Below are 18,867 nucleotides of genomic sequence, written 5' to 3'. Positions count from 1 at the left end.
ATTGTTGGAGACATCCCCATGAGTAAACCCGCAAGACAAGTCTTTGTATGTAACCAGGCCAGGCCACCGGGCCACCCGCGCGGCTCGTGCCAGGGACGGGGCAGCAATGATATTTTGCAGGCGTTCTGGCAACAGGTGCAGACGCGCAACCTGTGGGAGCAGTTTTCAGTGACGTTTAGCGGCTGCCAGGGCCCCTGTGACAGTGGCCCGCATGTGCTGGTCTACCCGGAAAGCGTGATGTACGGTGGTGTGAGCAAAGACGACGTGACCGAAATCATAGACAAGCACCTGCTGGCAGGCGAAGTGGTCGAGCGCCTGAAAGTGCCGGACAGCGTCTGGTAAGCGAGGCGATAGATGCACGTTCGGCCTATGTCAGCCCCGCAATCGTCGGGGCATATTCTGAGCGCAACACGACCGAGCGGTATTGTCGCCCACGAGGATTTGCCGTCACCGATAGCCGGATATCTGGCTGCCGCCGCGGCTACCCGTGACTGGCGCGAGTCTGAATCATTGTTGCTACGAGCCCAACAGGCCTCGCCCGACTGCCTGCATGTGTATTACACACTGTACAAGCTGTATGCCGTACACAATCGTCTCAGTGATGCCGAGCGGGCCGTGCATATGGCGCTGGACACGGCAGCCAGGCTGGCGCAGATCGACAGCCACTGGCAATCACTCACCGCGCAAAGCTGCGACTGGACACAGGTCGATTCGCCGCAACATTTTTTCCTGTTTAGTCTCAAGGCGTTTGCCTATATCCGGCTGCGTCAGCAACGCCTGTCAGAGGCACGGCAAATACTGAGCAAGTTGCAGGAGATCGATCCACAAGACACGGTTGGCGCCTCAGTCATACAAGCTTATGCCGATGGAGTCCCGCTATGAGCCTGGCTAGCGCCACCATGCTTAATATTATGCTGCAATCCTGCGAGGCAGTGCTGACCCTCACCGAGGATGTCGCTCCAGAGGGTTTTTTCAGCAGCCAACTCACCCAGGCTGAAACCCTGCGCCACCTGCGTATTATTGCCGAAAATGTAGACCGGCTGCCTATGGAAAACAAAACGGCCATGTCGGAAATCGACTGGGCAGGCTGGAATGTCCTGCTGTCACAAGTCCGTTCGTCGGGCGGCTTCGAGCGCGATGCCATTTGGTTTGCGATCCGCTCCATGGTGCCAGCGACCCTGATGTGGCTGCGCGTGTTCAGGCAGCAACAACCGGCACTGTTCAGTATGACTGTATAAGAGAATGATGATGCTACCTGCCACCAACCTACTGCCGCAACGTGTGATTGTCTGTCATTTTGATAATTACAGTACTGCACTGCTGTTCGTGCGCTGGCCCCATGGCGGGTTGTTGGCACCGGCTGCCTTGCCTGCCAGTGCCAGCGTATTAGCAGAGCCTGACCAGCCGTTGCGCCAGCCCCTCACGGCAGCACAAGGGGTAGAAATCGTCAAAACCCTGAATGTGCCTGCTGACACACTGCAATACCAGCATGATTTTACGGCCTGGGTCACCACTGATGAAGGTCCATTACGCATTCATCTTTGTCGTTACATGACACCGGATGCGCCCAAGTCCGAAATCGCCTTATTTGGCGGTGAGTTCAGGCATATGAGTGCCTTGCGTAGCGCTGACAGGCAGGAGTTATTGTTATTGCGACAGGTGTTTGACTGGTTTATGCGAGGTGAGGGGCAGTAACTGGCAGTTTTTCCGGTGTCTATCATGGCAGCTGGCACAAAAACTGCATAGTCTTGCCTATCGCTATATAATCTACTTTATAGCGTAGCAAATGTGACAAACATGACAAAGGCAGACAGAAAGATGACAACGCAGATGACGCAGACCATGCAGGTAAGTGGCTCACTGGTACTGGGCCCCGAAGGCAGTGATGGCCAGGCTGGCTTGCTGACAGACCGTCGCCTGGCACTGCTGGAGCATATCGGTAGCTGCGGCTCTATCTCGCAGGCGGCCAAACTGGCAGGACTCAGTTACAAGGGGGCCTGGGATGCGGTGGATGCCATGAACAGTTTCTTTGGCGACGCACTGGTGCAGACTACCACAGGTGGCAAGGGTGGGGGCGGGGCGCAATTGACTGAAGCCGGCATCCGTGTCGTGGATGCCAGTCGCGTGTTAAGGCGTGAGCACCAGAAATTTTTACAGGCGGCCAGTGATGGCATCGCTGATTTTGACAACATTTATACATGGATGCGGAGGCTGACAGTGAAAACCAGTGCGAGAAACCAGTTTTTTGGCAAGGTGGTGGCAATCAAGCAGGCGCAGGTCAATGTTGAAGTGACCCTGCAATTGACTGGCGGCGACCAGATACACGCTGTCATTACCCATGATGGCTTGAATGAGCTGGGCTTGCAGGTGGGCAGCGAGGCCTGGGCACTGGTCAAGGCCAGTTGGGTGATCCTCGCCAGTCCTGAAGCCGCGACTGGCCTGAGTGCACGCAACAAACTGGGCGGCGAGGTGACTCGAGTCCACCAGGGCGGTGTCAACGCCGAAGTCAGCCTGCGCAGCACCGGAGGCAATGTGATCACCGCGACCGTGACCAATGACAGTGTGGCCGAACTGCAACTGGCCGCTGGTAAAACGATGGTAGCCATCTTTAAAGCCAGCAGTGTGATTTTAGGGGTGAGCGAGTAGTTTTTTCTCTATCGCTATATATATTGCTTTATATCGAGTCTTTGAATACATCAGGGAGCGCTTTACATGAAAAAAGTATCCATACTGGTCAGTCTGGCCTGGCTGGGGATGCCAACCAGCCAGGCGTGGGCAGATGCTGAAACCGATGCCCGCATCGCGCAATTGCAGCACATGCTGGAAGTACAACAAACACAAATGCAACAGATGGCAGATGCATTGAAGTTGCTCCAGGCACGGTTAGAAAAACCGGCGGAAACCAGAGGGGTAGCGAGCGATGACAAACAGGTCTTGCGTGATCAGCAGTGGAAGATGGACGCGATGGCCGATGAAATCAAGGCGCTACAATCTGCCCGTGGCAAATCGAGTGGCCAGCCAGTGTACGCCAACTTTAAAAATGGCCTGAGTTTTGAAGATGGTAGTGGTGCCTGGAAACTGGGCCTCAATGGGCGCGTGCAAGCCGACTACCGCAGTTTCTCTCCGGATATTGCAGCCGCAGATACCTTCAACATTCGTCGCGCCCGGCTGGGTGCCAATGTGGCGATGAAGGATTTTACGGCAAGACTGGAAGCCGAATATAGCGGTACGGCCAATAATGGCAGTGTCGGCCTGACCTATGCGCACGTCGACTACCTGCACTTTAACGGATTCAAATTACGCGCAGGTCAGTTCAAGCCTTTTTATGGACTTGAGCGTGCCATGAATGCCAACTTTACAGATTTTCAGGAACGGGCAGGCACGGACTATCTGCTGGGTGCCACTTTTGACCGCGGCGTGATGGTGTTTGGCGAACCTGTGCCAGGGTTGTTCTACAACGCTTCATGGACTGATGGCAAAGGCGTTAACACGGCCACTGCGAATGGTGATGAAACCGATGCCAAATATGACAACAAGGATGCGCTGGTACGTGTGGTCGGCAATATTGCCCAGTTTGCCGACTGGAAAGACAGTGTCCTGCATGTCGGCAGCTTTTATGCCAGGGGTCAACAGGAACCTGGCAGCGTGCCAACCCTGAATGTACTGACCGAAGGCCGCGGTTACACCGTATTTTCTACCAGTGAAGGTTTTACGCGCGCAGTTGACCGTACGCGTGAGGGTTATGAACTTGGGCTGGCACACGGTCCGGTCAAGCTACAGGCAGAACATATACGTGAAAATTTTGATGGCACGGGGTTTGATCGTGACCTGACCGCATGGTATGCCAGCCTCAACTGGCTGGTGAGCGGCGAAACTTTTGCCAGCACCTATAAAGATGGCATGTTTGGCCGCTTGCGTCCCAAACAGGACTTTGTCTGGGGGGGGGAGGGCTGGGGTGCGTTGCAACTTGGGGCACGTTACAGCAAGTTTGATGGCGGTGATTTTGTCAGCACTAACGCTACTGGAACCGGCAAGCTGGCAAGCGGGCGTAGCAATGCGTTTGATGCCTGGACGATAGGCGCCAACTGGGTGCTGACGCCCTATGTGCGTGTGATTGCCAACTATGTGCACACCCATTTTGATACCCCGGTGACCACCTCTGCCACCGTCTCAGGTAGCAGCAAAACGTATACGCTGGATCATGAAGACGCCGTCACCATGCGTGCCCAATTCGACTTTTAACTTTTATTCAGACAAGGAGATCCCATGCGATCACTCAAACAACTGTTGATAGCCAGCGTGCTGGCAGTTTCCATGCAGGTCCAGGCTGCCGAACCTTTTACTGTGGCCATTGCGGCCAACCTCAAATACGTGTTCGATGACCTGGCTGCCGAGTTTAAACAGGAAACCGGCATCGAGGCACAAAGCGTGCTCAACGCTTCTGGCAAAATTGCCACTCAGGTACGCCAGGGCGCGCCCTTTGATGTATTCATGTCTGCCGATATGGAGTTTCCCGAGGGTTTGTATAAAGAAGGTTTTGCCGTGACTGCGCCCAAGCCTTACGCCTACGGGTTGCTGGTACTATGGTCACAAACCGGGGCCGATTTAAGCAAGGGCGTGGCCGGACTGACGGATGCAGCTGTCGGCAAAGTGGCCATTGCCAATCCAAAGTTGGCACCGTTTGGCAAACAGGCACTCAAGGCCATGGAGTTCTACAAGGTGAAAGTGGCGCTGGAACCCAAACTGGTCTATGGCGAGAGCATTACCCAGGTAAGCCAGTACGTGGATAGCAAAGCGGTAGATGTTGGCTTCAGTGCCAAGTCGATTGTCGTTGCACCGGAGACTACAGGCAAGGGTAAATGGGTGGCTGTGCCAGAAGAGAGTTATGAGCCGATTGCGCAGGGCGTGGTCATCCTCAAGCATGGCATAGATAATAATGCGGATGCCGCCCGCAAGTTTTACGGGTTCGTGCAGTCAGAAAAGGCGCGTGCCATCTTTGCCAAAAACGGTTATAAATTGCCCTGAGGCATCACACAGGAAACATCATGTTAAGCATCGAGGATATACAGACCATTTGGCTGACCATCAAGCTGGCCAGTCTGGTCACCCTGCTATTGCTCATCATAGGCACGCCCGTCGCCTGGTGGCTGGTACGCAGCCGCGTCTGGTGGAAAGGGCTGGTGGCCTCGGTCGTGGCCTTGCCGCTGGTGCTGCCACCTTCAGTGTTAGGGTTCTACCTGTTGCTGGCGATGGGACCACAAGGCCCGCTGGGTAAGCTGACACAGGCCACTGGTCTGGGCAGTTTACCGTTTACTTTCTGGGGGCTGGTACTGGCCTCGGTGCTATATTCCCTGCCGTTTATGGTGCAGCCCTTGCACACCGCGTTTGAGGCTATCGGTGAGCGCCCGCTGGAGGTAGCAGCAACCTTGCGTGCTTCGCCACTGGATACGTTTTTCAGTGTGGTTGTGCCGATGTCCTGGCCGGGATTTCTGACGGCAGCTATGCTCACCTTTGCCCACACGGTAGGCGAGTTTGGGGTGGTACTCATGATAGGGGGCAATGTGCCGGGACAAACCCGCGTCGCTTCGGTACAGATTTATGATCATGTGGAAGCCCTGGAATATAGTCAGGCGCATACACTGGCCGCGGTCATGCTGCTGTTTTCGTTTTTGGTGTTGCTGGCGCTGCATGTGTGGCGCACGCAACCGAACAGGGGTTACTGACATGGGCGAGATACAGGCACGTTTTCATCTGGCCAGGCCAAGCTTTACTCTGGATGTAGACCTCACCCTGCCCGGGCGCGGCATCACCGTCCTGTTTGGCCCTTCCGGTTCAGGCAAAACCACGCTATTGCGCTGTATTGCCGGGCTGGAGCAACCCAGGGAGGGCTATCTGCGCTTTCACGGCGAGCGCTGGCAGGAGGGTGCGTATTGCCTGCCTACACATCGCCGTCCCATCGGCTATGTGTTTCAAGAGGCCAGCCTGTTTCCACACCTGACGGTGCTGGAAAACCTGCGTTTTGGCCTCAGGCGCAATACGCAGGCGCGGCCAGCAGATCTGGAGGCGGCCATCGCCTTGCTGGAATTGACGCCGCTACTGGGTAGAAACCCGGCACATTTGTCCGGGGGGGAGCGACAACGGGTGGCCATGGCGAGGGCCTTAGCAGTAAGGCCGCGGCTCCTATTGATGGATGAGCCGCTGGCTGCCCTGGATTATGCGCGCAAACAGGAAATCTTGCCCTATCTGGAGCGCCTGCATGACAATCTGGACATTCCATTGCTGTATGTCAGCCATGCTCATGACGAAGTAGCACGCCTGGCTGACCATATCGTCATGCTGCAAGCCGGCAGAGTGCTGGCACAAGGGCCATTGCTGGAGACGCTGGCGCAACTGGATACTCCGATCCGCCTAGGGGAGGACAGCGGCGTGGTCCTGCAGGCGCAGGTCAGCGAACTTGACCAGGAATGGCATCTGATGCGGCTGGCATTTGACGGTGGCAGCGTCTGGACCAGGCAGCGAGATCTGCCGCTGGGGCGTCAGCTGCGGGTACATATTCAGGCCCGTGATGTCAGTGTGGCCATCCGGCCACAAACCGATAGCAGTATCCAGAACCAGTTGCAGGGTGTGGTCGATGCCATGGCCATAGACACGCATCCCGGTGTCATGCTGATCCGTGTCAAGGTGGGAGCTTCGGTGCTGATTGCCAGACTCACTAAACGCTCGGCGTCGACCCTGGGCATCACTGTCGGTCAGTCAGTCTGGCTACAGGTCAAATCGGTGGCACTGATGGAGTAGGCGCGTTTCGCGCCATGCACGACGCATCCGCATCTTGAATGCACAAGAAAGGAGTCCACTCATGATAGAACAACTCTATGCCAATTTGTCTGTTGCTGAACAACAGCGAGTGATTCGCGCCGAGCGTTTTGAAAGGCACGATGAACCCTCACTGCAAGCTACCAAGATCCATGGCTACGCCGCCGACGGGGGTAAGTGTTTTTATTACCACAGTTTTGTCTTGTCGGAAGAGGGCTTTGATATCGATGAGTTTCCGCTACGCATCGATGTCTATTACGAACGGGTGATGGCCTGGCGTCTGAAAGACGGTGGCTGGTTAAAAACTACCACCATCTCTGATCAACTGGATGCTTGCCAGCCACGCTTTCATACCCGGCCAGCGGAATGGGTGGCCAGCCTCTGAGGGAAAACGCCTAGCTGGCAACTGCCAGTATCACCGCAGAGGCTTTGAATACCGCGCTGGCACTGGCACCCTGCCTGAGCCCCAGTTCACGAACGGCTTCATGGGTAATGCTGGCAAATACGGCATTGCCGCCCGGCAAATCGAGTTTGACTTCGGCACTGACCGGCCCGCTGATCACCTGTGCCACCACGCCGCGCAGCACGTTACGTGCGCTCAGGGCATAGCCCTCGCTTTCTGTCATCACCATCATGGAAGAGGCTTTGACCAGGGCCAGCACCGATTTGCCACTGGTCAGGCCCAGACTGTGTGCACTGCTGTGGGTGACCATGGCCACTAGCGTGTCGCCATTGCCGAGGGCAATTTCGATTTCGGTATGTACGCTGCCAGGGTGTACGGCAGTGATGTTTCCCTGGAACTGGTTACGTGCGCTGATTTTCATGACGATATTTTCCTGATCGGGTTGAGATACCATTAGTGTATGCAAGCGCGCTGTAAAACATCAACCGCAGCGTCGGGCCTGCGGCTGTCAACGCTGCTATATTACGCAGCGTGAGCCAGCTTTTCCGGCAGCGCCTGCACCAGTGGTGCCAATGCTTCATAGCCGCCATCCACGCTGTAGACTTCCTTGTAGCGGAAGTCGTCAAACATCTGCGCAAACACCTTGCTTGCATTGCCGTGATAGCAATAAATCATCACCGGGATATTGCGCGGCAGGCTGCGCAAGACCTGTTCCAGTTTGTACTCGGACAGCTGGTCGGCCCCTGGCAGATGGCCACTCTGGTAACTGTGCATATCTCGGGTATCAAACAGCGCGATTTCCGCAAAGCGTTCCGGGTTACTCAACATTTCAGCGGCTTGTGCCGCAGCAATGGTTTGCCAAGTCATAGCTTACTCCTCTGGTCCAAAACATAATTCATAATCCACACAGACACCGCAACTGGGCGATTTGCATATCAATACGTTTTCCTGCTCGCACAGCTGCCGGTAAAAAAACTTTTTCCACTTCATGTCGCTGCTGTTTTTGGCCACCAGCGCCGGGAAATAGTCGCGCATCAGTTGCGACAGTTCGGCGCGGCTGGACAGTTTGAGGTCTTGCCACAAATGGTTGGCGCCGCTGCAGCAGGTGCCTGCAATCAATCTTGCCAGTGCATAGGTGTTCACGTGTTGATCCAGCGCATGTGCCATCAATAATGCAATCAAATCCTCAAACTCGTCCCAGCCATGGCCAGATGAGGCTAGGGAACTTGCTACAACAGCACTGGGCGGGGAGAGGCTCTGTTGCATACGGGTTCCCCTCAGGCCGGGGCGTGGGTATAGCACTTTTTCGGACAAATTTTGGCGCAGGCCTCGCAGCCCACGCAGTTTTCCGGATGGGCGATGGTCATGACTTTCTTTTCATACTCATCATCCTCATCGTCGCCCAGCGTCATGGCGATGCGGTCACCGTCTTCAGTAATGCCCACCAGCTCCAGCACATCACGGCCACAGACACGAAAGCAGCGGCCACAGCCTATGCACTTTTCCTCTGCGATCTGCTCGGCAAATTGCGGCGTCCACGCCACGCCGCTGGGTAAGGTTACGCTAAATGCCATGGCAAGCTCCTAGCCACCGGCTGCCACCAATTTCTGGCGGGCAGCAGTGAGTTGTTGATAGGCCTTGAAGGTTTTCTCGGCCACTTCCGGAATTTTTTCCCAGCCGGTCGGTAAGTCTTCGGACAAGTCATGCAAGTCCATTTTGAGTTGGGTGGCCTGGGCATTCAGCTTTTTCACCTCGGCCTTGATGGTGTCTACGTCACTTGTTTCTATGTCACTCATGGCGCGCTCCTAACCGTAATTCACCACTTCGGGAAACTTTTGTATCATGTCCACCGCGGCCTGTACCAGTTTCTGGCCTTCGGCGGCCAGCTTGTCCATGGTTTCAAAACCAAAGCGGTGCACATCACGCAGATGCTTGTTCACCACCACCAGGCGGCCTGCAGTCAGCAGCATTTTGCCAAAGCCCTCGTGATGCATTTTCATCATGGGCGAGACCATGACGCCGGTTTCCCGCTCCACCGCCAGGCCCACCGCGTTATAAAACAATTCTAGCCGCCACAAGGTTTCCGGGTCGGGGTCGCCGATAATTGGCATCTCGCGGCGCTGCTCCTTACTAATGATATAAGGCGCCAGCAAGGTCGCATTATCCTTGCCTTCCCATGCGCCATGGGTGTCTTGCGCCCGCCATTGCTTAATCAGTTCGATCACAAATGGCGAGGTCCAGGGATCACTCGCTACTGGCGCTTCAGCGACTGCTGTCATGTTTTTCTCCTATAAATAAATATTGCTTACCGCATTAACACTCAAACGCCTTCGGTTTTCTCTGAGCACTCCGTGTCCTTGGTGGCTCAAAATGAATTTAAAAGCTTTAATTAGTCACAGAGCGCACAGAGGTCACAGAGAAGTTCTTAGTTTGCTGAGTGCACTTTCTGCTCTGTGTTCTCGGTGTCTCTGTGGTAAATAGCCTTTAAAACCTATACCGTTTCTTCTTCCTCATCAAAATCCAGCGCGGCTGTCTGGTCTTTGAGCAGGGCTTTGCGTAACCAGGGGGGCGGGGTGCCTTTGAGCACGTCCTGCAATTTGCCCAGAATCTCTTCTATCGGTTCATCGGCGGTGACTTTGACCGGGTGTATCTTGTGCGCCACCACACGGGCAGCGGCAGAGCCACCGATGGCCGCCACATACAGCAGCGCACAGTCTTTAATGACTTCCAGCTTGGGCGCCAGCTTGTCTTCGTTGCCGTCTTCTTTTAAATCGCCATCAAAGGGCACCGAGTGCAAAAAGGTCCAGCTTTCTGGCGTCAGCTCATAAATGGCCAGGTGCTTGGCCCAGCCAAAGTGGGCGTCGACCCGTTTTAAATCCTGTGTAGCAAATGCGACTTTCATATGGGTTTCCTTTACGGGGTTAACTGAAATGCACAGTGCTTTCTAAATGCATGTCGCTTGCGCTGTGGCAACTGCCAGCAGGCGTGCAACTGTTACAGCCGCTGGCAGCACCGGCCTCTGTAGCCGGTGTGGGATACCAGTGATCAGGGGCCGGTTCATGGCTCTGTGCCAGAAAGGTGTTGGCCAGTTCAAATGCCAGATCACGCGTGCCCCGGTAGCCCACGCTAACTTTGTGTGCGGCGCCGATACGGTCAAAGGTGGGGATGCCGATACGGATAAAAGGCAGATGCAGGCGCTCGGCCAGTTGCCTGCCGTGCGAGTGGGTGAGCAGCAGGTCACAGTCTTGTGCCAGCACTTCCAGATCTTCCAGATCGCCGATTTGCACCTGTTCTATAGGCAGTTGCGCCAATAACGGCGAGTGGGTGGTGGTCACCGCGCGCAAGTCACAGCCCATCTCTAGCAAAAACTGGCCGTAGCTCCACAACATGTCGGGTTCGGCACCGATAGCGACGGTTTTGCCGCCGGTATAAAAATGCGCATCCAGCATGGCGTCCTGACACTGGCTGCGCTGGCGGCGCAGTTTCATCGGCACGGGGGTGCCGGTGAGTTCGGACAGGCATTGCACAAATTCATCACTGGCGGCCAATCCGGTCAGCCGCTCAAACAGACGGTAGGGGACGCCACATTGGGCTTCCAGCGCCTGCGCTGCCGGGCGCATCTGCTCGCCGATAGCGAGCGTATAGCGTGCCGCACCCAGGGTCTGTAACTGCTCCAGCGTGGTGCCGCCCAGTGTAGTCGGTGTAAAGTCGTCTGGAATATGGCCATCTAGCGAGCCAGAAATATCGGGCACTATCACCGCCTCCAGACCGAACAGTTCGACAATGTCGCGAATTTCCTGCAAGTCGCCCGGTGTTAAATGGCTGCCAGCCAGCACATTGACGAGGCGCGCATGGCGCACGCTCACAGGCTGGGCAAAGTGCTGCACGATTTTCAGCACCGCCTTGCTCCAGCCATCCTGAAACGCGCCCACGTAGTCAGGCGTCGATACATACAGGATATGCATGTCGGCCAGCTCTGGGTGTTTTTGCGCAATCAGCTTGAGATAGGCATCCACATCATCGCCCTTGGTTTCGGTCAGCCCGGTAGAGGCGATGCCGAGGATGGACGGCTGGTTGCGTTTCCTGATATTGACGATGGTCTGCTCGATATTGTCCATGCCACCAAGGATGGTGGTGACCTCGCTCATGGCCGTGGTTTGCATGGGGATCATTTCGCGGAAATGCCGCACAAACAATACCAGCCCGAATGAAGTACAGCCCTGCGAACCATGCAGGGTAGGCAGGCAGTGCTGCAAGCCCATAAAGGCCAGCGCCGCCCCGATGGGTGCGCTCATCTTGAGCGGGTTGACGCTACAGGCTTTACCGGGGTTGAGTACTTGTGCCATGGTCTTGCTCCCTTCAGGCCGCGATGTCGCCGCTGGTCAGTGGCGGCTCATCGCTGCTGACCGCCGTTTCCCACGGCGCTGGTTGCCGCACCTGTTGCCACACCGGGTGATACAGCGATTGCGTGATGTTTTTGACCAGTTCCACCATGCCCACATAGCCCGCATACGCATGGTGACGTTCCTGGTTAATATCCAGCCACGGCATTTTGGCCTTGAGCGCCACAAACTGGCTGCGCCCACCCGAGAGCATGATGTCGGCCTTTGCTTCCTTGAGCATGGCATACATATCGCGTGGCCGCATGTCGTCTATCATGTGGGCATCCTCGCCCATGATTTCCTTGATCTTTTCCTTGTCTTCCTCGGTGGATTTTTTGACGCTGGTGCCCACCACCTCCATGCCTGCTTCCTGTAAGGCTGACACCACAGACCAGGATTTGACGCCGCCGGTAATCAGCAACACGCGCTTGCCACTCAGGCGCAATTTGTAGTCGGCTATCGCCGCCCAGGCGCGGGTTTCTTCACGCGTAATCACTGCTTCGGTACGCGTCATCAACTCGGCATCTGCACCTTGCTGTATCAGCAGGTGGGCAATCTGGCGCAAGCTGTCGCTCATGTCGCCAATGCCGTAAAACGAACCTTCAAAAAACGGAATGCCATAACGCTCTTCCATCTTGCGCGCCACATTGATCATGGCCTTGGAACACACCATCATCGCCGCCTTGGCCCGGTGCGACTGCGCCACCTCCTGGTATTTGGCATCGCCGGAAATACAGGCCAGCACGCGGATGCCCAATTCATCCAGCAGCGGTTTGACCTGCCATAACTCACCGGCCAGGTTGTATTCACCAATGATGTTGATGTCATACGGCGTGGTGTAATCAGGCTCTTGTGTGCCAATCACATGCGCCAGCAATGCTTCACCCGCCAGCTTGTTGCCCAGGTTTTTCGGCCCGGCAAAGCCTGGCGAATTCACCGGGATCACCGGCTTGCCAAATTTCTCACTGGCTTTCTTGCACACAGCCTCAATGTCATCGCCGGTCAGTGCAGGCACGCAGGTCTGGTAAACAAACACCGCAGGCGGGTCATATTTGGTGATGATTTCTTTAATCGCCTTGAACAACCGTTTTTCACCACCATAAATCACATCCAGTTCGTTCATGTCGGTGGTAAAGCCAGTTCTATAGAGACTGGAATCAGAGGACTTGGCGCCACGGTTATCCCAGGAGTTACCTTCACAGGCAATCGGCCCATGTACCAGATGAGCGACATCGGTAATCGGCTGCAAGGCGATCTTGGCACCATCAAACGCGCAACCACCGGCGGCAGCGCCAGGCGTCAATTGCTTGGTGCAACCTTTCTTGCGTGCTTTTTCATCCTTGGCCTGATTTTTATCGCAGCCGGGTTCATTAAACACGTCCTGAATTTTTTCGTTCAAACTTACCATGACAAGACACCTGTGGAGTTCTTGTTGTGGTTATTGCAAGGAGTGTGCCACGCTGTGTATGTGTTTTAACTGTATGAATTTAAACAACATTATTTGAAGTGATTGAATGTCGGAAAGCAGACAAATGCGACAATCGGTGTGGGGATAGATGGCATGTTGTAGGGTGGGCATGGATGCCCACGCGGATGCGATGATGTTGGATTAGATCAATCGAGGATTAAAGCATTGATAGTTTTCGCCCCTCGGCGAGGTACTTTTCTTTGCTTGCACAAAGATAAAGTAACCAAAAGAAAGTGCACCCCAACTTCCGCTTGTTTCCTGCGTTGCTCGGTTTAGGACTTTCGTCCGTTGCTTTACCGGACTTAGGCATAAGCGCTCGCAGAACTCATCCTAGTAGCCTGCACACTGCGCAGGCTACCGCGGGATTCGGACAGCCGCTCGCTTCACCTTATTTTGCCTGCGCTACTCGGCGCGGCAGATGGGGACCCCGAAAACCATGCGAGTGCCAGCATCATAGGATTTAACAAAAGAATTATTTTTTTGAACGGTTCAAACTTTACCAGTGTGAGTTAGGCGAGATGAGTCCCATCCCATCACGCTGAGTAGCACAGACGAAGTGGGGGATGTCGGCCATCGGCTGTTCGAGTTCCGCAACAAGCCACGAAGTGTGTGGCTTGTCAGGGCGAGTTTCGATGGCCGCCCACTTTGTCGAGCAACGCAAGGGAGCCGTAGGCCGTGATGGCTGGGTGTCGTCCTCTTTGGTTACTTTCTGGGGGACAAGCACCAGAAAGTGACTCGCCGAGAGGCGAAAAAGAACATTACAAACAAAAATCAATCATCCGCGTGGGCATCCATGCCTCCCTAAAGCTACGATAATCAATTAAACAGTCAGCAGAATAACGTTTTTACACCGTCATCCAGCTTAAACAGCAAAAGTCCTCAATCCATCTCTCTGGCATGGTTCAAACTATATTTCGGTAAAGCAATCGTCAACGCTTCACTGCCTATCTTCACCTGGCACGCCAGCCTTGATTGCGGCGTTAATCCCCAGGCTTTATCCAACTGGTCTTCTTCCTCATCACTGGCAGCTGCCAGGCTGGCATTACCCTGCTGGATGATCACATGGCAGGTGCTACAGGCACACACGCCGTCGCAGGCATGTTCAAGTGCGATGCCTGCATTGAGCAGGGTGTCGCACAACACTTTGCCTGGTTTGGCTTCAATCTGCATACCTTGCGGGCAGAGTTCGGGGTGGGGGAGGATGGTGAGTTGGGTCATACGGTCAGGCTTTCCAGATGCTGGCCTGTGAGTGCCTGCTGTATGCTTTGGTCCATGCGGCGTGCGGCAAAGCTGGCGGAGGCATTGTTGAGGGCTTCGGTGGCATGGCGTAGGTCTTCGACTTTGTTGCTGTCACCCATGATCAGGGTTTCCGCCAGCGCGTAAATATGTTGCCAGATATGGTCCCATTCTGCTTTGCTGAGCAGGTTGTGGCCGTCTTCGGCCATGGCGGTTTCGGTGGCGTCCAGCAAGCGTCTGGCTTCCACCTGGGCTTCGCGCAAGGCGCGCATGCGCTTGTCGTGTTCGGCGTGATCGACACCCGCACGCAGCAGGCGGGTGATCTCGTCTTCGCTCAGGCCGTAGGAGGGCTTGATGCTGATTTGCGCAGCGACGCCGCTGGTTTGCTCTATGGCAGAGACCGAGAGCAGGCCGTCGGCATCGACCTGGAAGGTGACGCGGATACGGGCGGCGCCGGCTACCATGGGCGGGATGCCGCGCAGTTCGAAGCGGGCCAGCGAGCGGCATTCGGCCACCAGTTCGCGTTCGCCCTGAACCACATGAAAGCTCATGGCGGTCTGGCCGTCTTTAAAGGTGGTGAAATCCTGCGCGCGTGCCGTGGGCAGGGTGGCGTTGCGCGGGATGATTTTTTCGCTGAGGCCGCCCATGGTTTCCATGCCCAGCGACAGCGGGATGACATCCAGCAGCAGCCATTCCTGGTCTGAGCGGTTGCCTGCCAGCGCATTGGCTTGCATGGCGGCACCGAGCGCCACCACCTGGTCGGGGTCGAGGTTGGTGAGCGGTGGCTGTTTGAAAAAATCGGCCACGGCTTGCCGCAGTTGCGGCATGCGGGTGGCGCCACCGACCAGCACCACACCCTGAATGTCGTTTGTTTGCAAGCCTGCATCACGCAGTGCACGGCGCACCGGACTAAAGGTTTTGGCCAGCAGAGGCTGGCTCAGCTCAAAAAACAGTTCGCGGCTGAGGATGGCGTGGATGTCGCCGTGGCTGGACAGGCTGCAACGGAGTTCGGTGCTGCCCTGGCTGGTCAGGCGCTCTTTGGCCTGACGGCATTCATTGAGCAGGCTGCGCATGTCAGCAGCGTCTAACGTGTGCAATTGCAATGTGCTACACAGCCACTGGTAGATGGCGAGGTCAAAATAATCGCCGCCCAGGGCTGAATCACCACTGGTGGCCAGTACCTCAAATACGCCACGGTTCAAGCGCAGGATAGAAAAATCAAAGGTGCCGCCACCGAGGTCGTAGACGCAATACACGCCTTCGGCGGCGTTATCCAGCCCGTAAGCAATGGCGGCGGCAGTCGGCTCGTTAAGCAGGCGCAAGACATTGATACCGGCCAGTGTGGCGGCGTCCTTGGTGGCCTGACGCTGGGCATCGTCAAAATAGGCAGGGACAGTAATCACGGCGCCGGTGAGTTCACCGCCCAGGCTGTGTTCGGCGCGTGCACGCAACACTTTGAGGATGTCGGCAGAAATTTCGACCGGGCTGCGCACCCCGGCCACGGTTTCCAGTTTGACCATGCCCGGGCTATCTACCAGGCGATAAGGCAACTGCCCCAGGTGTTGTATGTCTTGCAGGCCACGTCCCATCAGGCGCTTGACCGAGACGATGGTGTTGCGCGGGTCACTGGCGGCGGCAAACTTGGCCTCCCAGCCCACGGTGGTCTCAGCCACCTGATAGCGCACCACCGAAGGCAGCAGGTGGCGACCATGGTCATCGGCCAGTGCCACACATTCGCCACTGCGCACGGTGGCCACCAGCGAGTTGGTGGTGCCGAGGTCAATACCGACCGCCAGTCTGTGCTGGTGGGGCGCTGCACTTTGCCCCGGTTCTGCAATTTGCAACAGTGCCATAGTCACTCCTCAGGATACGCTGCGCGGGCATGCCCCGCTGTGAAACTTAAACGCTGAAACTCTCGCCGCAGCCACAGTTGGCCTTGGCATTGGGGTTGCTAAACTTAAAGCCTTCGTTGAGGCCTTCTTTGGTGTAGTCCAGTTCGGTGCCATCGAGATAGACCAGGCTGGTTGGGTCTACCAGCACCTTGATGCCATGGCTTTCAAAAATCTGGTCTTCTTCACGCGCTTCATCCACAAATTCCAGCGTGTAGGCCATGCCGGAGCAGCCCGAAGTTTTAACACCGACGCGCAGGCCCAGGCCCTTGCCGCGGCTTTCCAGGAATTTTTGTACACGCCCGGCGGCGCTGGGGGTGAGAGTAACAGTCATGTTCGACTCCTGTGGTTTATACCGAGAACGAGCTGCCACACCCACAGGTGGAGGTGGCGTTAGGGTTGGTAATGACAAAGCGCGCGCCTTCCAGGCCTTCCTGATAGTCTATGGTGGCGCCCATCATGTATTGAAAACTCATGGCATCTACCAGCAGCGATACCCCGGCTTTTTCCACCACCATGTCATCTTCGGCGACCTGGTCATCAAAGGCAAAGCTGTACTGAAAACCGGAACAGCCGCCACCGGTCACGTACACACGCAGCTTGAGGCTGGGGTCACCTTCTTCTGCCAGCATTTCGCTCACCTTGCCGGCGGCATTGTCGGTAAAAATAATCGGGGTCGATACAATTTCTTCACTCAAAACGGCTTCAGTCATGTCGGGCTCCTAGGCGTGGGGCTGGCAGGCGTCGTATTCGCCCTGTTCCAGCCCGTTTTTGTTGCGATAATCGGAAATGGCGGCGCGGATGGCATCTTCGGCCAATACCGAACAGTGGATTTTTACCGGTGGCAAGGCCAGTTCATCGGCAATATGGCTGTTCTTGATGTCCATGGCCTGATCCAGGGTTTTGCCCTTGAGCATCTCGGTCACCAGCGAGGACGAGGCAATGGCCGAGCCACAGCCATAGGTTTTGAATTTGGCATCCTCAATTACCCCCTCGGCATTGACCTTGATTTGCAGCTTCATGACGTCGCCGCAGGCCGGTGCGCCCACCATGCCTGTGCCCACATCCTCGGCATTCTGGTCAAAACTGCCAACATTGCGCGGGTTTTCATAATGGTCGATGACCTTGTCGCTATAAGCCATATGTGTCTCCTTAAACAGCCGCCGCGCTGGGTTCGCGGTGCGATTCGGTGCCGTGCACCCAGCTCACGGAAGATAAATCAATGCCGGACTTCACCATCTCCCACAACGGCGAGAGTTCTCGCAGTTTGCCGATCTTGGCACCGATGAGCGCAATGGCAAAGTCCACGTCCTGCTCGGTGGTATACCGGCCAATCGAAAAGCGGATAGAGCTATGGGCCAGTTCGTCTTCACGGCCAATGGCGCGCAACACATACGAAGGCTCCAGGCTGGCCGAGGTACATGCGGAGCCGCTAGACACAGCCAGTTCCTTGATCGCCATCATCAGCGACTCACCCTCAACGTAGTTAAAGCTGACATTGAGGTTGTGCGGTACACGCTGCTGTAAATCGCCATTGAGGTAAGACTCCTCAATCTGTGACAGGCCTGCCCACAGGCGGTCACGCAGCAAGCGGACGCGGGCGTTTTCTTCTGCCATTTCAGCCCTGGCAATGCGGAATGCTTCGCCCATGCCGACAATCTGGTGTACCGGCAAGGTGCCGGAGCGGAAACCGCGCTCATGGCCGCCGCCATGCATTTGCGCCTCCAGCCGTACACGTGGTTTGCGGCTGATATACAAGGCGCCAATGCCTTTGGGGCCATAGGTTTTGTGGGCGGAAAAGCTCATCAAATCTACCGGTAATGCTTTCAGGTCGATCTCCACCTTGCCGGTCGCCTGGGCTGCATCCACATGAAAAATCACATTGTTTTCACGGCAAATTGCGCCCAGCGTGGCAATGTCCTGAATCACGCCGATTTCGTTATTCACCAGCATGACTGAGGCCAGCACGGTATCGGGCCGGATGGCCGCCTTGAAGGCTTCAATATCGACCAGGCCATTTTCTAGCGGAGACAAATAGGTGGCGCTAAAGCCTTGACGCTCCAGCTCGCGCACGGTATCCAGCACCGCCTTGTGTTCGGTAGCGACGGTAATGATGTGCTTGCCCTTGCCGCTGGCATAAAACTGCGCCGCGCCTTTAATCGCTAGGTTGTTAGATTCTGTCGCGCCCGAGGTCCAGACAATTTCACGCGGGTCGGCATTGACCAGCGCAGCCACCTGGCCACGTGCTTCCTCAACAGCGGCTTCAGCTTCCCAGCCGTAGGGGTGGCTGCGCGAGGCCGGATTGCCAAACTGCTCAGTCAGATAAATCATCATTTTTGCGGCCACGCGTGGATCGACGGGCGTGGTGGCAGAGTAATCAAGGTATATCGGTTTCATACAATCAACCTGACAAAAGAGGGGGTTAGCCCTGTTTCAGCAAGCTCTGTGCCACAGGCTAAAAATACGAATTAACTTTTTGATTTAAATAATCTTTTTATAAAAATGGCAGACATGCGCCGGATTGTCGCCTTTGTCATGTTTGCGACAAACGGTAAATCAGTCAGATTCACGCTGAATAGGGGCGGCTTAGGCAAATGCCGTTTTGCTAGGCGCTTGCGGCAAAAAAGTCATTTGTAGCCAACCATGGTTAAACCATAAGGCCCGCGCTGTGCGCCT

General features: G+C 55.8%; 25 protein-coding genes. 10 read left to right on the top strand and 15 right to left on the bottom strand.

Annotation, left to right across the window (positions count from 1 at the left end):
- Positions 1-18: 18 nt before the first annotated feature.
- From ACT53D_RS07455 to ACT53D_RS07410, 10 genes are all read left to right on the top strand, one after another.
- The gene (locus ACT53D_RS07455) at positions 19-342 is read left to right on the top strand and encodes a (2Fe-2S) ferredoxin domain-containing protein (RefSeq protein ID WP_194747301.1); all 324 of its coding nucleotides are present in this window, start codon (positions 19-21) and stop codon (positions 340-342) included.
- 27 nt (positions 343-369) lie between these two features.
- Positions 370-882 carry a tetratricopeptide repeat protein gene (locus tag ACT53D_RS07450; RefSeq protein ID WP_476155412.1) on the top strand — a complete coding sequence of 171 codons (513 nt, stop codon included), beginning with the start codon at positions 370-372 and terminating at the stop codon, positions 880-882.
- A complete protein-coding gene (locus tag ACT53D_RS07445) occupies positions 879-1,238 on the top strand; it encodes a HepT-like ribonuclease domain-containing protein (RefSeq protein WP_476155410.1) in 360 nt (119 codons plus the stop codon). Before ACT53D_RS07450 ends, ACT53D_RS07445 begins: the two co-directional genes overlap by 4 nt.
- Positions 1,239-1,248: 10 nt before the next feature.
- Positions 1,249-1,695, top strand: a complete 447-nt coding sequence (locus ACT53D_RS07440; protein ID WP_476155408.1) for a hypothetical protein — start codon at positions 1,249-1,251, stop codon at positions 1,693-1,695.
- A gap of 123 nt (positions 1,696-1,818) precedes the next feature.
- The gene (locus ACT53D_RS07435; protein ID WP_476155406.1) at positions 1,819-2,646 is read left to right on the top strand and encodes a TOBE domain-containing protein; all 828 of its coding nucleotides are present in this window, start codon (positions 1,819-1,821) and stop codon (positions 2,644-2,646) included.
- 66 nt (positions 2,647-2,712) lie between these two features.
- A complete protein-coding gene (locus ACT53D_RS07430; RefSeq protein ID WP_476155404.1) occupies positions 2,713-4,242 on the top strand; it encodes a porin in 1,530 nt (509 codons plus the stop codon).
- Positions 4,243-4,266: 24 nt separating this feature from the next.
- Positions 4,267-5,025: a molybdate ABC transporter substrate-binding protein gene (modA, locus tag ACT53D_RS07425; RefSeq protein WP_228518671.1), complete on the top strand. Its 759-nt coding sequence runs from the start codon at positions 4,267-4,269 to the stop codon at positions 5,023-5,025.
- A gap of 20 nt (positions 5,026-5,045) precedes the next feature.
- Positions 5,046-5,723, top strand: a complete 678-nt coding sequence (modB, locus tag ACT53D_RS07420) for a molybdate ABC transporter permease subunit (RefSeq protein WP_228518670.1) — start codon at positions 5,046-5,048, stop codon at positions 5,721-5,723.
- A 1-nt stretch (position 5,724) separates the two neighbouring features.
- A complete protein-coding gene (gene modC, locus ACT53D_RS07415; RefSeq protein WP_275357072.1) occupies positions 5,725-6,795 on the top strand; it encodes a molybdenum ABC transporter ATP-binding protein in 1,071 nt (356 codons plus the stop codon).
- Positions 6,796-6,856: 61 nt separating this feature from the next.
- The gene (locus tag ACT53D_RS07410) at positions 6,857-7,198 is read left to right on the top strand and encodes a hypothetical protein (protein WP_275357071.1); all 342 of its coding nucleotides are present in this window, start codon (positions 6,857-6,859) and stop codon (positions 7,196-7,198) included.
- Positions 7,199-7,208: 10 nt separating this feature from the next.
- Here ACT53D_RS07410 and ACT53D_RS07405 read toward each other — a convergent pair whose 3' ends face one another.
- From ACT53D_RS07405 to ACT53D_RS07335, 15 genes are all read right to left on the bottom strand, one after another.
- The gene (locus ACT53D_RS07405) at positions 7,209-7,670 is read right to left on the bottom strand and encodes a TOBE domain-containing protein (protein ID WP_476155400.1); all 462 of its coding nucleotides are present in this window, start codon (positions 7,668-7,670) and stop codon (positions 7,209-7,211) included.
- A 68-nt stretch (positions 7,671-7,738) separates the two neighbouring features.
- Positions 7,739-8,083: a rhodanese-like domain-containing protein gene (locus tag ACT53D_RS07400; RefSeq protein WP_194747294.1), complete on the bottom strand. Its 345-nt coding sequence runs from the start codon at positions 8,081-8,083 to the stop codon at positions 7,739-7,741.
- Positions 8,084-8,086: 3 nt separating this feature from the next.
- Positions 8,087-8,482, bottom strand: a complete 396-nt coding sequence (locus tag ACT53D_RS07395; RefSeq protein ID WP_194747293.1) for a nitrogen fixation protein NifQ — start codon at positions 8,480-8,482, stop codon at positions 8,087-8,089.
- Positions 8,483-8,493: 11 nt separating this feature from the next.
- On the bottom strand, positions 8,494-8,790 hold the full coding sequence (gene fdxB / locus ACT53D_RS07390; RefSeq protein WP_313983513.1) for a ferredoxin III, nif-specific: 297 nt from the start codon (positions 8,788-8,790) through the stop codon (positions 8,494-8,496).
- Between the two features lie 9 nt (positions 8,791-8,799).
- Positions 8,800-9,012, bottom strand: coding sequence for a CCE_0567 family metalloprotein (locus ACT53D_RS07385; RefSeq protein WP_313983516.1), 213 nt, complete (start codon positions 9,010-9,012; stop codon positions 8,800-8,802).
- Between the two features lie 9 nt (positions 9,013-9,021).
- The gene (locus tag ACT53D_RS07380) at positions 9,022-9,495 is read right to left on the bottom strand and encodes a NifX-associated nitrogen fixation protein (protein WP_275357067.1); all 474 of its coding nucleotides are present in this window, start codon (positions 9,493-9,495) and stop codon (positions 9,022-9,024) included.
- Between the two features lie 212 nt (positions 9,496-9,707).
- A complete protein-coding gene (gene nifX, locus ACT53D_RS07375) occupies positions 9,708-10,118 on the bottom strand; it encodes a nitrogen fixation protein NifX (protein WP_476155396.1) in 411 nt (136 codons plus the stop codon).
- A 19-nt stretch (positions 10,119-10,137) separates the two neighbouring features.
- A complete protein-coding gene (gene nifN, locus ACT53D_RS07370) occupies positions 10,138-11,562 on the bottom strand; it encodes a nitrogenase iron-molybdenum cofactor biosynthesis protein NifN (protein ID WP_476155394.1) in 1,425 nt (474 codons plus the stop codon).
- A 13-nt stretch (positions 11,563-11,575) separates the two neighbouring features.
- Positions 11,576-13,006: a nitrogenase iron-molybdenum cofactor biosynthesis protein NifE gene (gene nifE / locus ACT53D_RS07365; protein ID WP_476155392.1), complete on the bottom strand. Its 1,431-nt coding sequence runs from the start codon at positions 13,004-13,006 to the stop codon at positions 11,576-11,578.
- Positions 13,007-13,945: 939 nt separating this feature from the next.
- Positions 13,946-14,284 carry an ISC system 2Fe-2S type ferredoxin gene (gene fdx / locus ACT53D_RS07360; RefSeq protein WP_379077240.1) on the bottom strand — a complete coding sequence of 113 codons (339 nt, stop codon included), beginning with the start codon at positions 14,282-14,284 and terminating at the stop codon, positions 13,946-13,948.
- Complete coding sequence (gene hscA / locus ACT53D_RS07355; protein ID WP_476155390.1) at positions 14,281-16,155, bottom strand: Fe-S protein assembly chaperone HscA; 1,875 nt, start codon at positions 16,153-16,155, stop codon at positions 14,281-14,283. The genes fdx and hscA overlap by 4 nt, the downstream gene beginning before the upstream one ends.
- 46 nt (positions 16,156-16,201) lie before the next feature.
- Positions 16,202-16,525 carry an iron-sulfur cluster assembly protein IscA gene (iscA, locus tag ACT53D_RS07350; protein WP_275357062.1) on the bottom strand — a complete coding sequence of 108 codons (324 nt, stop codon included), beginning with the start codon at positions 16,523-16,525 and terminating at the stop codon, positions 16,202-16,204.
- A gap of 16 nt (positions 16,526-16,541) precedes the next feature.
- Positions 16,542-16,904: an iron-sulfur cluster insertion protein ErpA gene (gene erpA / locus ACT53D_RS07345; protein ID WP_476155388.1), complete on the bottom strand. Its 363-nt coding sequence runs from the start codon at positions 16,902-16,904 to the stop codon at positions 16,542-16,544.
- A 9-nt stretch (positions 16,905-16,913) separates the two neighbouring features.
- Positions 16,914-17,333: a Fe-S cluster assembly scaffold IscU gene (gene iscU / locus ACT53D_RS07340; protein WP_476155386.1), complete on the bottom strand. Its 420-nt coding sequence runs from the start codon at positions 17,331-17,333 to the stop codon at positions 16,914-16,916.
- Between the two features lie 10 nt (positions 17,334-17,343).
- A complete protein-coding gene (locus ACT53D_RS07335; protein WP_476155384.1) occupies positions 17,344-18,588 on the bottom strand; it encodes an IscS subfamily cysteine desulfurase in 1,245 nt (414 codons plus the stop codon).
- Positions 18,589-18,867: the final 279 nt, after the last annotated feature.

The organism is Methylophilus sp. DMC16, from assembly GCF_056314045.1.
This window is presented reverse-complemented; position numbering and strand designations above follow the sequence as displayed.